This window comes from Pseudochrobactrum asaccharolyticum (genome assembly GCF_003314995.1).
GTDB classification, from domain to species: Bacteria; Pseudomonadota; Alphaproteobacteria; order Rhizobiales; family Rhizobiaceae; genus Pseudochrobactrum; species Pseudochrobactrum asaccharolyticum.
The window spans coordinates 109,437-122,890 of the sequence record NZ_QNRH01000001.1; the positions used below are offsets into that span (position 1 = coordinate 109,437).

General features: G+C 51.6%; 8 protein-coding genes. 5 read left to right on the forward strand and 3 right to left on the reverse strand.

Annotation, left to right across the window (positions count from 1 at the left end):
- Positions 1-55 precede the first annotated feature (55 nt).
- The gene (gene aceA, locus DFR47_RS00490; RefSeq protein ID WP_113942474.1) at positions 56-1,345 is read right to left on the reverse strand and encodes an isocitrate lyase; all 1,290 of its coding nucleotides are present in this window, start codon (positions 1,343-1,345) and stop codon (positions 56-58) included.
- Between the two features lie 254 nt (positions 1,346-1,599).
- Here aceA and DFR47_RS00495 point away from each other — a divergent pair, with 254 nt between their 5' ends.
- The 5 genes from DFR47_RS00495 to DFR47_RS00515 all read left to right on the forward strand — a co-directional run bounded on the left by DFR47_RS00495 (position 1,600) and on the right by DFR47_RS00515 (position 7,673).
- Entirely contained in the window at positions 1,600-3,027 is a 1,428-nt protein-coding gene (locus tag DFR47_RS00495; RefSeq protein ID WP_113942475.1) for a helix-turn-helix domain-containing protein, read from the forward strand.
- A 440-nt stretch (positions 3,028-3,467) separates the two neighbouring features.
- Positions 3,468-4,580 (forward strand): polyamine ABC transporter substrate-binding protein, encoded by a 1,113-nt coding sequence (locus DFR47_RS00500; protein WP_113942476.1) that lies wholly within the window; start codon positions 3,468-3,470, stop codon positions 4,578-4,580.
- A 138-nt stretch (positions 4,581-4,718) separates the two neighbouring features.
- Positions 4,719-5,864, forward strand: a complete 1,146-nt coding sequence (locus DFR47_RS00505) for an ABC transporter ATP-binding protein (RefSeq protein WP_113942477.1) — start codon at positions 4,719-4,721, stop codon at positions 5,862-5,864.
- Positions 5,865-5,937: 73 nt separating this feature from the next.
- On the forward strand, positions 5,938-6,849 hold the full coding sequence (locus DFR47_RS00510; protein ID WP_113942478.1) for an ABC transporter permease subunit: 912 nt from the start codon (positions 5,938-5,940) through the stop codon (positions 6,847-6,849).
- Positions 6,849-7,673 carry an ABC transporter permease gene (locus DFR47_RS00515; RefSeq protein ID WP_113942479.1) on the forward strand — a complete coding sequence of 275 codons (825 nt, stop codon included), beginning with the start codon at positions 6,849-6,851 and terminating at the stop codon, positions 7,671-7,673. Before DFR47_RS00510 ends, DFR47_RS00515 begins: the two co-directional genes overlap by 1 nt.
- 56 nt (positions 7,674-7,729) lie before the next feature.
- Here the strand turns inward: DFR47_RS00515 and DFR47_RS00520 are convergent, their stop codons facing one another.
- Together DFR47_RS00520 and DFR47_RS00525 are read right to left on the reverse strand one after the other, a co-directional pair.
- The gene (locus DFR47_RS00520; protein ID WP_113942480.1) at positions 7,730-9,712 is read right to left on the reverse strand and encodes an AsmA family protein; all 1,983 of its coding nucleotides are present in this window, start codon (positions 9,710-9,712) and stop codon (positions 7,730-7,732) included.
- A gap of 122 nt (positions 9,713-9,834) precedes the next feature.
- Positions 9,835-13,047, reverse strand: coding sequence for an ATP-binding protein (locus tag DFR47_RS00525; protein ID WP_245416394.1), 3,213 nt, complete (start codon positions 13,045-13,047; stop codon positions 9,835-9,837).
- Between the last annotated feature and the right edge of the window lie 407 nt (positions 13,048-13,454).

Genomic DNA, 13,454 nt, shown 5'->3' on the forward strand with positions numbered 1-13,454 from the left:
GGATGGCTGTATGCAGAGTGTGACTGGAGTCCGGCTCTGCTGATCCGCCTTTTGCTTATTCGGCAGCAGGACGGAACTGGTCATGTTCGGTCGATTCACTCATGGCCGTTGTCGAAGACTGGCCGCCGGTGATCGCCATGGAGACGGCATCGAAATAGCCGGTGCCAACCTCGCGCTGGTGTTTGGTTGCTGTGTAGCCATTAACTTCGGCTGCAAATTCAGCCTCCTGCAATTCCGAATAGGCCGCCATCTGACGATCTTTGTAGCCGCGAGCCAGTTCGAACATGCCGAAATTGAGCTGGTGGAAACCGGCCAGAGTGATGAACTGGAACTTGTAGCCCATTGCTCCCAGTTCGCGCTGGAACTTGGCAATCGTGGCGTCGTCGAGGTTCTTCTTCCAGTTGAACGACGGTGAACAATTGTATGCCAGCAGTTTGCCCGGATGTGCTTTATGTACGCCTTCGGCAAATTTACGCGCCTGTTCCAGATCGGGTTTCGAGGTTTCGCACCAGATCAGATCGCAATGCGGAGCATAGGCCACAGCACGGGCAATACATGGTTCAAGGCCGTTCTTCACATGGTAGAAACCTTCAACAGTACGTCCCTTGTCATAATCAACAAATGGCTGATCGCGTTCATCAATATCCGAGGTCAGCAGCTTGGCGGCTTCCGCATCAGTACGGGCGATAACCAGTGTCGGCGTGCCCATAATGTCCGCTGCAAGACGCGCGGCATTCAGGTTGCGGATATGGGCTGCCGTCGGGATCAGAACCTTGCCGCCGAGATGGCCGCATTTCTTTTCCGAAGCCAGCTGGTCTTCAAAGTGAACACCGGCAGCGCCAGCCTCAATGAAAGCCTTCATGATTTCGAAAGCGTTCAGCGGGCCGCCAAAACCTGCTTCCGCATCAGCAACAATCGGCGCAAACCATGTGTCTACGGAAAGGCCGTTGCCTTCAGCGGTTTCAATCTGGTCGGCGCGTTGCAAAGTGCGGTTGATGCGCTTGGCCAGTTCCGGTGCAGCATTGGCCGGATAGAGTGACTGATCCGGATACATCGCGGAAGCCGTATTGGCATCAGCAGCAACCTGCCAGCCGGAGAGGTAAATGGCCTGCAAGCCTGCACGAACCATCTGCATCGCCTGATTGCCGGAGAGGGCGCCCAGTGCATTGACGAAGTTTTCCTCATGAATGAGTTTCCACAGGCGGTTGGCACCCATTTCAGCCAGACTGTAGCGGATTTCAACCGAACCGCGCAGGCGCTTTACATCTTCAGCAGTATGCGAGCGCTGCAAGCCGTCGAAGCGGCCTTTTGGTGCGGATGGTACCAGATTGTAAAAATCAGTCATGATCAGATATCCTGTAAAACTATATCATCAAATTTTGTGTTGAGTGGTCGTTTTGTCTGTGACCAGATTTACAGACGCTGAGTTCATTGGCTAGAAAAATGCGTAATTTCAGTATTTTATTCGGGTTATGCTGTGTGTGTTGTGACAAGGTGAGTTTGTAAATTTGTAAGTTTTGTAAATTTGACAAATCGCAAAAATTAGTCACATTCTTTACAGATCGGATAAATCCGGTTGTTTCTTGGAGGGGCAGACCTGTGGCAGAACGTAAAATATTTGCCGGTGCACGCATCCGGCGTATCCGCAATGAGCGGGCGCTGACACAGGTTGCGATGGCTGAGGATTTGGGAATTTCGCCATCCTATCTCAATTTGATTGAGCGCAATCAGCGGCCGTTAACGGTACAGCTGCTGCTGAAACTGGCTTCGGTTTATAAAGTTGATCTGGATCAGTTGCAGGAAGAAACCGGCTCTGTACTGGCCGGATTAAAAGAAGTGTTTTCCGAGCCGCTTTTGGCCGGTGAATTGCCGGGCGATCAGGAGCTGATCGATATTTGCGAAGCGGCACCGAATGCTGCCGCGGGGGTGCTGAAATTATTCCGCGCTTATCGTGAACAGCAAAAGCGCCTCACAGACCTGTCCGATATGATGGTGCGTGAGGGGAAAGCGCTGACGCTTGCCCCGACACGCCTGCCATTGGACGAAGTGCGCGAAGTGCTGGCGCGCAGACCCAATTATTTTGAGCGGATTGAAGCGGAGGCCGACAGTTTCAGTCGCTTACTGAAATCGGATGACGGGCTGGCTGTTGCATTGAAGCAATGGCTGAAACGCGAACAGTCGATCACCGTACGCACATTACCTGCCGCAACTATGCCAAACTGGCGGCGGCGCTATGACCGCCACTCGTTGCGCTTGTTTATCTCCGAGCGCCTGTCGGCTTTCGATCAGTTGCGCGAAATCGCTATGGAGGCTGTTTCCATCCGTATGCAGGTGGTGATCGGAGCCGAGCTGGAAGACCTGAAGCTGAGTTCAGCGGAGGCAAAGCGCATCGCGCGGTTTGAACTGCTGCGCTATGCAGCCCATGCTTTGATGATACCATATACGCCGTTTCGCGAGGCGGCACAGCGTGCAAAATATGACATTGATGTGCTGCGCTCGCGTTTCAATGTGTCTTTCGAGCAGGTGGCTTGTCGTCTGACGACACTGCAAAAACAGGGTGCTTCCGGAATTCCGTTCTTTTTGCAGGAGATTGATCAGGCGGGCAATCGTCTGCGTCATTTCGGGGCGCAAGGCTTTCCGCAGGCGCGATTTGGTGGTGCATGCCCGAAGTTGCAAATATATAACGCCTTTTCTCAACCACAGCATTATCTGGCTGAGCAGGTCGAGATGCCGGATAAGTTGCAATATCTGACCATCAGCCGCACAGTTGAAGGCCCGATGACCGGTTTTGGCGAGCAACCGCGCCGGACTGCATTGATGCTGGGCTGCGAGGCATCCTTTGCGCAGGAGACAGTCTATGCGGCCTATCTGGCTGGTATGTCTTCCGGCAGTGCGGTCAGTCCGGTTGGAACCGCTTGCCGCCTGTGTGAAAGGCAGGCTTGTCTGGCACGGGCTGAGCCGCCGCTGACGCGCCCACTGGCGCTGGATGAAATGGTCTCCGGTTTCTCTGCCTATGACTTTCAGTAAGGGTAGAGCATTTGCGAGCCAAAAGTGTGTAGCGCCTTCGCAGGAAAATCAGTTCGCCGGACTGATTTCTTTTCCCGCTACGATGCGTAGGATAATGCGTAAAATTAAAATTTAAAAGCACAGAAGATTCGGGTGTTTTGCCTGTCATGGTTTCTGTGTGGCATATCTTTGAAAGATAAGGCTTATATCCCTGTTCTCTGGCACTCGTTTTCACCAGAGGAAACGCCTCTTTGTGCGCTCTTGAGGTCACACAAAGCTTAAAATTGTGTTTATTAAATTCAAATAACCGGCGCTGCGGGTTTTAAGTGTCATCTTCCCGTTGACGAAAGCGAATTAATCTCAAAAGGTAACGGAGAATGCACATTGAAGGGCAATGTGCGGGGGACATTTTTTGCCTGTCAGGCGGTTGGCCCCGTTAAGCTTTCTGGACGGAGTGACTGATGAAGATCAAAGCCCATTTGCTTTCCTATGTATCGGCCAGTTGCGTGGCGCTTGCTGCCCTGCTGCCGGCACTTCCTGCGGCAGCACAGGAGCGGGTGCTGAACATCTATAATTGGTCTGATTATATTGATGATTCCATCCTGAAAGACTTTACCAAGGAAACCGGCATCAAGATTGTTTACGATGTCTATGATTCCAACGAAATCCTTGAAACCAAACTGCTGGCAGGTGGTAGCGGTTACGATATCGTTGTGCCTTCCGCTGAATTTATGGGACGTCAGATCCCTGCAGGTGTTTTCCAGAAACTGGACAAAGACAAACTGCCAAATCTGAAAAATATGTGGGACGAGATTTCAAGCCGCACCACAGTCTATGATCCAGGCAATGAATATTCGATCAACTATATGTGGGGCACCACAGGGATCGGCTTTAACAAAGCTAAGATCAAAGAAGCGCTTGGCACCGATGAAATCGACAGCTGGGATGTGCTGTTCAAACCGGAAAATTCTGCAAAGCTGAAAGATTGCGGTATTTACCTGCTGGATTCAGGCAGTGAAATGCTGCGTCCGGCGCTGCATTATCTGGGCTTTGATACCAATAATCCGACCGCCGAAAGCTTTGCCAAGGCAGAAGAACTTTACCTGAGCATTCGACCGAATATCCGTAAATTCCATTCTTCCGAATATATCAATGCGCTGGCCAATGGCGATATTTGTATGGCTGTCGGCTATTCCGGTGATATTTTTCAGGCACGTGACCGTGCTGAAGAAGCCAAGAATGGTGTAGAAATCGGTTATTCAATCCCGAAAGAAGGCGCTCTGATGTGGTTTGACCAGATGGTGATTCCGGCTGATGCCAAGCATGTGGAAGAAGCCCATGAGTTCATCAACTATATCATGCGCCCGGAAGTGATCGCCAAGGCTTCGGACTATGTGTTCTATGCCAATGGTAACAAGGCGTCTCAGGAATTCATCGATAAAGAACTGTTGAATGATCCGGCAGTTTATCCGAGCGAAGAAGTGATGAAACAGCTCTTCGTGCCGATGCCTTATCCGCCAAAAATCAATCAGATGGCAACCCGTACCTGGACCAAGATTGTAACAGGGCACTAAAATTAAGGAACAAACGGGGCATTTGCCCCGTTTGTTTTATTGTCTGAGAGACGTAACAACAGATCGTTTCTGATACATTCTTGTTGATATTTAAAATTAGCTTCGAGACCGGTAAGCCCCGCAATAAGAGGGAACAGCATGAAATCTTTTGGTAGTTTTCGCCGTAAGTTCGCACCATGGAACGATCCGGCTGCCAAACCCTATATTTCCTTCGAGAATATCGTCAAAAAATTCGATGATGTGACAGTGATTGATGATCTGTCGCTGAATATTTTTAATCGCGAGTTTTTTGCACTGCTCGGGGCCTCCGGTAGCGGTAAGTCGACTTTGATGCGTATGCTGGCGGGTTTTGAGGAGCCGACCTCCGGACGTATCATGCTGGACGGGCAGGATTTGCGCGGTATTCCGCCTTATAAGCGCCCTGTGAATATGATGTTCCAGTCCTATGCTTTGTTTCCGCATATGACCGTTGAGCAGAATATTGCTTTCGGCTTGAAGCAGGATGGCATGGCCAAATCTGAAATAACTGATCGTGTGAATGATATGCTGAAACTGGTAAAGCTGGAGAAGTTCTCCAAGCGCAAACCGCATCAGCTTTCCGGTGGTCAGCGCCAGCGTGTGGCTCTGGCACGTGCAGTTGCCAAGCGCCCGAAAGTCTTGCTGCTGGACGAGCCTTTGGGTGCGCTGGATAAAAAACTACGCGAAGAAACTCAGTTCGAGCTGATGGATTTGCAGATGAATCTCGGCCTGACTTTCTTGATCGTGACCCATGATCAGGAAGAGGCAATGACTATGGCTGACCGTATCGCTGTGCTCGATAAAGGCCAGATCATGCAGGTTGCGACACCGGCAGAAGTCTATGAAGCGCCAAGCAGCAAATTCGTTGCGGACTTCATCGGTAATATCAACATTATTGAGGGCGAAGTCAGCCATTTTGCTAATGGTGAAGCGGAGATTGAAAGCGCGGCGAATAGTGTGACGATCCGCACCAAAACCGCCAAACAGCTGAGTAAAGGGCAAAAGGTCTGGTATGCGATCCGCCCTGAGAAAATCACCCTCAGCCGTGAAAAGCCGGAAGATGCGTCCATCAATGCCTTGCAGGGTGAGTTGTGGGACATTGCTTATTTCGGCGACATGAACGTATTCCATGTGCGTCTTGCCAATGGCCGTACCATCAAAGCTTCCAGCATGAACTCTGTGCGTCGCACCGATGATCCGCTGGGTTATGACGAGCAGGTCTGGGTGTCGTTTGAAGATGACGCCGGTATGGTTCTGGTTTCCTGATCACCCAAAGCGCATTCCGAAAAGTGTGAGCGGCTTTCGGAATACGCGTCATGAAAGAATTGAGGAGTAGTCCATGCAAAAAATCATTGCAGCTATTGCTTCCAGAGCGGTGATCGCCGTGCCTTATATCTGGCTCGGTCTGTTTTTTCTGATCCCGTTCTTCATTGTCTTCAAGATTTCTCTGTCGCAGGTGGCGATGGCGATACCGGCCTATGATCCGCGCTTTTTCTGGAGTGATGGTCTGAGTGTCATCTGGCAGAAAATTCAGCAGTTTTCTTTCGAGAACTATATCTGGCTGACGCAGGATTCGCTCTATTACAAAGCCTATTTGTCGAGCGTAAAGATTGCTGCCGTTTCGACCTTTTTGGCGCTGCTGATCGGTTTTCCACTGGCCTATGGCATGGCGCGTGCACCGCTGACATTACGCCCGACACTGCTGATGCTGGTGATCCTGCCATTTTGGACATCCTTCCTGATCCGTGTTTATGCGTGGATTGCGATTTTGAAACCGGAAGGTTTGCTCAATCAGTTTCTGATGTCGCTGAATATTATCGATACGCCGTTGACCATCCTGAATACGGATACGGCAATCTATATCGGTATTGTCTATTCCTATCTGCCGTTCATGGTGCTGCCGATCTATTCGGCACTGGAAAAGATGGATTATTCGCTGATCGAGGCGGCGCAGGATTTGGGCTGCACACCGCTGAAAGCCTTCTGGAAAATTACATTTCCGCTGGCTTTGCCGGGTGTAATTGCCGGTTCGATGCTGGTTTTCATTCCGGCCATTGGTGAGTTCGTTATCCCTGATTTGCTTGGTGGTTCTAGCACATTGATGATCGGTAAAACCCTGTGGAGCGAGTTCTTCTCCAACCGTGACTGGCCGGTATCGGCTGCTGTGGCGGTGGTGCTGCTGGTTATTCTGGTCATTCCGATTGTGCTGTTCCAGAAGATGCAGACCCGTGCCGATGGGAGTGGCAAATAATGAATACAACATCCTGGTCTCGTTTTAACATTGTTTCCGTGGTGCTGGGCTTTGCCTTTCTCTATCTGCCGATTGTGTTGCTGGTGGTGTATTCCTTCAATGAATCGCGACTGGTGACCGTCTGGTCCGGTTTTTCGGTGAAGTGGTATGTCGAGCTTTTCAAAAATCAGGGTCTGAAAGATGCTGCGTGGGTGACACTGCGCGTCGGCGTCTTGTCAGCCACGATTGCCACGGTGCTGGGCACTCTGGGTGCACTGGCTTTAACCCGCTATACGCGCTTCCGTGGCCGTACCCTGTTTTCGGGCATGATTTACGCACCGCTGGTGATGCCGGAAGTGATTACCGGCCTGTCGCTGTTGCTGCTGTTCGTGGCTGTCGGTTTTGATCGCGGTTTCTGGACAGTGACACTGGCACATATCACCTTTGCCATGTGTTTTGTTGCCGTTGTCGTGCAGTCACGTCTGGTGAGTTTTGATCGCTCGCTGGAAGAAGCTGCGATGGATTTGGGCGCGCCGCCGGTAACAACCTTTATGAAAATCACTTTGCCGATTATCCTGCCTGCGGTGGTTTCCGGCTGGATGCTGGCTTTCACACTGTCGCTGGATGATCTGGTGATTGCAAGCTTCACTTCCGGGCCAGGCGCGACCACTCTGCCGATGAAAATCTACAGTCAGGTGCGTCTGGGCGTAACACCGGAGATCAATGCGGTTTGTACCTTGCTGATCGGACTGGTGGCGACCGGCGTGATTATCGCCTCGGTTGTCAATAAGCGCCGTGTCGTACAGCGCCAACGCGATGAGCAGGCGGCATTCCGTCTCGGCTAATTGCAAGTAGAACTAAAACTTAAAAAGCCGGTGCATTCGATGCACCGGCTTTTTGTTTATTTGGATGGTGAGATAAACGGTCTGTCCCAAGAGCCGCCGACAAAGAAATGCAGATTTTCTGTTTCGGGCTTTTGTGGTTCCGTTACTGCCGGATCAGGCACCGGTGTTTCACCTGTCTGATCTGTCGCGTCAGTATTCTCAGCCGGTTTTTCTGCGGGTTCTTTGGCCGCTTGTGGCAGCGAGAGCGTACCGGAAAGGGCGAGGCTGCGATCCGTCAGCGGAATAATACCAGTGAGCGATAGAGCGCCCTGTACAGTTTCGACCTTCGTGGTTTCCAGTGTGGCCACACCATCGCCAAGCGAGGCTTTGACATCAAGCCGTTTGAAATCAAGGCTGACTTTGTCGCGGCGTTGCAGCGCGAAGAAACCTTCGCTCTTCATTCTGGCGATAAAATCATTGAGATCAAAACCGAGCATCCGGCCATTATTCAGCGTAAAGCTGATCTGTCCACGGGCATTCTGCAACATGCTGTGCAGGCTTTGCGGTGAGGTTTCGGCCGTTACCGAGAGATTGCCCTGACCGCTCAAAATAGGATCGCTCAAGCCGAGAGCCGTCAGAAATGCGGCACTGTCGATATTCGCAGCATTGAGACGGATGCCGACATTGTCCTGTCCGTTTTCGGTTTGCGACAGTTTGATACTGGTCTGGATAGAGCCTTTGAATGCCTTGGCATCACCAATATCAAAAATGGCCTGACCATCACGGATCTGCAAGGCTGCAGCAAGACCGGTCATCTGCGCTGCGCCGATTGTGGCGTTCTGCGAGGAGAGGCGGATATCCAGATCGGCACTGTTCAGCAGTCGCGTATCAATCATGCGCGGCGGGGCATAATAATACCGGTAGGTATCATAGAGTTTGCTCTGTTCATCCTCACTGACTTTGGTGACCAGAGTGGTCACCGTGTGAAAGAATGAGACAGCATTGAGGGTCTGGAAAGCCAGTGTACCGGTGACAACCGGTCTTTGTTTGCCAAATCCGATTTCAGCAGCACCTTTGGCAGGCATATTATTGAGGTTCAGCGCAATATCAGCGAGTTTAATTCGCAGCGGTGTGGCGCTGATATTCGTCTCAATGCTAAAGGCATCTTCCTCAGTCGTACGTAAAGTATAGCTGGCATCCGAGGACAGGCCGAGCCAGTGCAGGCTCTCACTCAGCGAAGGACTGGTGAGGCTGAAGGCACCTTCGGTAAAGATATTCTCTGAAATATTGCTGCGCCCGTCAAAGCTGACCGACAGCGGCTTGCTGGAAATTTGTGCTGTAATCTGGCTCATACCACGCGCCAGCAGCAGCAATGGCTGGGCAACGCTCAGATTATATTCAGCTGTTTCTTCCTGCCAAACCGCTTTGCCTTTAACTGTCGCAGCGCTGGTGGTCTGCGGCCAGTTGATGGTGGCGTTGATCGCGGTGATTTCTTTTTGTTGCTCGGTGTTGCGGGTGGTAAAACCGATGCTGCTGTCTTCCAGAACCAAACGGCCGAAAGGCATGGTTTGCAACTGCTTATCAGCGTTCTGCTCGCTATCCGACTTTTTCGCTGCCAGACTGCGTGCCTGACGAATAGCAAGGCCGAGACGACCGGAGGATGAAGCGAGAATATTCACAAATTGCGGCAGATCTTCCACCGGCTCGCTCAGGTTGAAATGTGCATTGATCAGACGGGTCTCTGAAAATGCGACACGACCGAACAGGGCATCCAGCGGCGACATTTCCACTTCAATCCGCTCTGCGGTCATAAATGGTGCGCTGGTGTCGCCCATCTTACTCAAGGTGACGTCGCTTAATGATGCGCGAAATACCGGAAAGAAACTCATGCGCGGCGGCTGGCGGATCTCGACGCTATAGCCGGTCCATGCGCTGATATTTTGTGCCAGATGTAAGCGGATTGCATCGGACGAGACAATATAAGGCAGGGCAGCCAGAGCTCCGACAACCAGAACTGCCAGCAGGATGATAACAGCCAGAACGGGGCGTATCAGTTTCATTGTGTTCCGATCACGTAACAAATTATATCAGGCTGTATCTGATTTAAACCAGGTGCAGTCTGTTGCAAAGAGCGGAGACGCAAGAAAGCACGGCAGCATGAGCGTTGCTGCCGTTTCAAGGCCTATTCAGCCAGAACACGGGTTGGCGGAAAGGTAATTTCCACAGTTGTGCCCTGTTCCGGTGCGGATTCAATGGTGAATTGCGCACGATTGGCTTCCACCATGGCTTTGGTTAGCGGCAGGCCCAGTCCCGTTCCCTGCTGACGCCAGTCTTTGGTATCTGGGTTTTTAACCTGTGTCTGGCTGTTGTGATTGCTGACCTGACGGAACGGTTTGAGCGCCTGCTCAAGCTCGCTCTGGTTCATGCCGACACCCGTATCACGAACGCGCATCACCACATGGCCGTCAGGCTCGTAGCTGGTTGAAACAATCACCTGACCACCCTGACCGGTAAAGCGGATCGCGTTGGACAGAAGATTGAGAGCGACCTGACGAATGGAGCGCGCATCGGCAACAATATCCGGCAGGAAGGCTGAGAAGCTGGAGCGAATGATCACGCGCTCACGGTTTGCCTGCGGCTGCATCAGCGCCACAGCTTCAGCCAATGCATCATTGAGAGCAACCGCTTCAAATTCCAGATCAAGCGCACCGGCTTCAATCTTGGAAATATCCAGAAGATCATTCACAAGTGCCAGCACATGGTTGCCGGAGCGGTGAATGTCGCGCAGATATTCACGATAGCGGTCATTCCCGATAGGGCCGAATTTTTCTTCGGCCATCAGTTCGGAGAAGCCGATAATTGCATTGAGCGGTGTGCGGATTTCATGGCTGATCCGTGCCAGAAATTCGGTTTTATGGGTCGAAGCGCGTTCGGCTTCCTGACGCGCAGAGGTCAGTTCTTCCTCAGCGCGCTTCCACTGTGTAATATCGCGCATGACCGCACAATAGCCTTTGGAGGCAGGCAGTTTACCAATGGTCATGAACAGCGGAATGAAGCGCCCCTGTGCTTCGCGACCGATCACTTCTCGGCCATCATTGAGCAGGCTGGCAACGCCGTCACCGGAAAGGCCGTGGATATAATCAATCGCAGCACGCTGGCTTTCAATCGCGAACAGGACTGCAAAAGACTTGCCGGAGAGTTCATTGATGTCATAGCCGAACAGCGCTGCCGCAGACTGGTTGAGCGAGCGGATTTTTCCGTCCTGCCCGATGATAACCACACCATCTGTAGCCGTATCCAGAATGGAGGTCAGCTCATCAACCTGTGTCTGCAACGCCTGAAAATCGGGTTGGGCACGGTAATCGACCGAAGTTGTGGTTTCAGCCTTCGCGTCATCCAGCGATGTTTGTTCAGCCGACTGCAAGGCCAGCTCGGATTGCAACTGATGCACAGGGTTATCCTGTGGTGCAGCATCAATATCCGTGTTGGTTACCAGTTTCGGGCGGTTAGGTTTTGTGTCTGCATGATCGTCATTGTCAGCTTTCAGCACCAGCTCCGGCAGCAGGCTGAGCATCAGTGCGCGGGCACCTTGCCATGGAACAGACTGCAAATGCGCTTCAACAATTTTGTGGCCGCCATCAGCAAGGCACAGGATCATGCCGCTGAGATTGCTGTCATCAGCCTGTGCGAAAAGTGCATCTATGCCACCGGCATGACGAAGATCGTCCAGTGACGCATAGCCGGTCATGTCGAAAAAGGCCTGATTGGCAAAATGCAGCCGGTCAGCACTGTGGATCAGCACCGGAACAGGCAAGCCGCTCAGCACATGCAAATCTTCATCTTCCTGCGATGTGGTTTCGATCACAGGAGCAGGTTTTTCTGCATTCCGGTTTACATTGGCTGGCTCTACATCATGCGGATAAGGGATCTCAGTCGCTTTGACCGGTTCAGCAGCGGGCACAATCTTCTCGGCAGGAGTAGAGGCCGGTTCATCTGCCTTGGCTTTCGGTGTCTTCTGCAAAACTTCACGGCGCAGGCGGTCAGCAATCTCACGAAATGCACTGCGTTCGGTTGGCGACAGACCGTTTTCCGGACGGGCAGGGCGGATTTCCGTAATATTATTGGCTGTCTGAACTTCCGGTTCAGCAGGTTTGGTCTCGGCCTCACTGTCCGTTGGCTGCTTGCGCGCCTGCGTTGCACGCAGCGCTTCCATCAGAATAATTTTTTCGCTGCTCAGCGGCGCTGGAGCGGCTTCACCCGCAGGCGCTCCCGATGCGGTTTCCTGTTTGGCAACTGGACCGGAAATCAGGGCGATGCCAATAGACTCTGGATCGTTTTCCGCCAAGGCCGGATACAAAACGCCAAAGCCGCTGAAACCTGAAAATGCTTTATCACGACCAAATGCTGGCAGCGCGGCCAGATCAACCGGAATACGCTGGTCTGTACCTTCTACCGGCCAGAAAATGCGTTTGCCTGACCATGTTTCCTGTTGCTTCAGCAGAGCTGTAATCACACCGTCATTATCAAAGCCGAAGACTTGTCCGACATCTGAGAATTTACGGCCAATAATATCGGCAGCATTTTTGCCAACGATTTCAGCAAATTCCGGTGAGATTTCAGTGAAGACACTATCAGCGTCGACTTTCCAGATAAAACGCGCTGGTGCGGCTTCTTCAATCACTGGTTCAGCAGTCGTGTTTTCCTGTGATACAGGAACTTCAACGATCTCTTCAATAACAGGTGCGGCATCTGCGATCGCAGCAGCATCAACCATTTTCTGGACGATGAAGAGATAGGGCGCATCCTGATCATCGAGACGGATTATCATCGCAGGTAATGTGGTTTGTCCGGCACGAACACGGCGGCGCACAATACCATCAGTTTCATCTTGTGTTTCAATAATCAGATCGGCCAGCGTGTTGCTGTTAATCTGCAATGCATCAAATTGGGCATCACTGTTCAGCACTGTGCCGTCAGCCAGAAGCTGCACCGCATGATGATGCGGCAGAAAAGGTGCCGCATTGCTTGTCGCAGATTGCTGCGGAGCGCTGATCAGAATAACCGGCCTGTCTGCCCCTTTGAGCAATAAGGATGTGACAGTGCAATGTTGCAAGGCACTATGCAAACCACCGCCCAATCGCAACATAGCCGGTTGCGCAATCGTTTGCTGCAAATCCAGAGCTAAAATCTGACGGCGTGTTTGCGGGCTGAGGCCGGTATCATTACCGATTGCGGAAACGGCATTCTGCTCACCGAGAAGCCGTGCGCCACTATCATTCGCCCAGAGAATTATATGCAGATCATCGGACAGCACCAGCATTGCATCGCCCCTTGCGAGCGCCGCACGGATGCCGGAAAGAGGGATCAGCTCCATGAAATCCAGATGCTGTTGCATATATTTAGTTCCGTACCCGATCACCGACGAAAGTCTGATCTGTCTTAAGCTGTTGTCTGTTATCGGAAATTGATGCTTCCGATATGAAATATCCAAACATTATCACCATAAAAGGCACAGTGCTGACAAACACTTTCTTAACACTTAGTTAATGTCCCCAGCCTTGGTGCTGATCTGTTCATAGAGCGATAAAATTCAGAATCCGATGCTGCAGAGTTTGTGGTCACTATGGTTAACTGCTGGTAAATACAGGCTTTCCATGGCATAATCATGTCAGGCAGATCGGTTCCCGCAATGGAATTCCGGCTTTTTCGGAGGTCGTGGCGTAAATTTTGTAAATTAATCCGCTAAAGCATCATATTTTCACAAAGTTTTTTTGTTAGGTGCTTGCAATGTGCGGGGAATTT

Bases quoted from the DNA above. Each gene is read 5' to 3' on its own strand.
- aceA (WP_113942474.1), bottom strand. From the start codon at position 1,345: ATGACTGATTTTTACAATCTGGTACCATCCGCACCAAAAGGCCGCTTC.
- DFR47_RS00500 (WP_113942476.1), top strand. From the start codon at position 3,468: ATGAAGATCAAAGCCCATTTGCTTTCCTATGTATCGGCCAGTTGCGTG.
- DFR47_RS00505 (WP_113942477.1), top strand. From the start codon at position 4,719: ATGAAATCTTTTGGTAGTTTTCGCCGTAAGTTCGCACCATGGAACGAT.
- DFR47_RS00510 (WP_113942478.1), top strand. From the start codon at position 5,938: ATGCAAAAAATCATTGCAGCTATTGCTTCCAGAGCGGTGATCGCCGTG.
- DFR47_RS00515 (WP_113942479.1), top strand. From the start codon at position 6,849: ATGAATACAACATCCTGGTCTCGTTTTAACATTGTTTCCGTGGTGCTG.
- DFR47_RS00520 (WP_113942480.1), bottom strand. From the start codon at position 9,712: ATGAAACTGATACGCCCCGTTCTGGCTGTTATCATCCTGCTGGCAGTT.
- DFR47_RS00525 (WP_245416394.1), bottom strand. From the start codon at position 13,047: ATGCAACAGCATCTGGATTTCATGGAGCTGATCCCTCTTTCCGGCATC.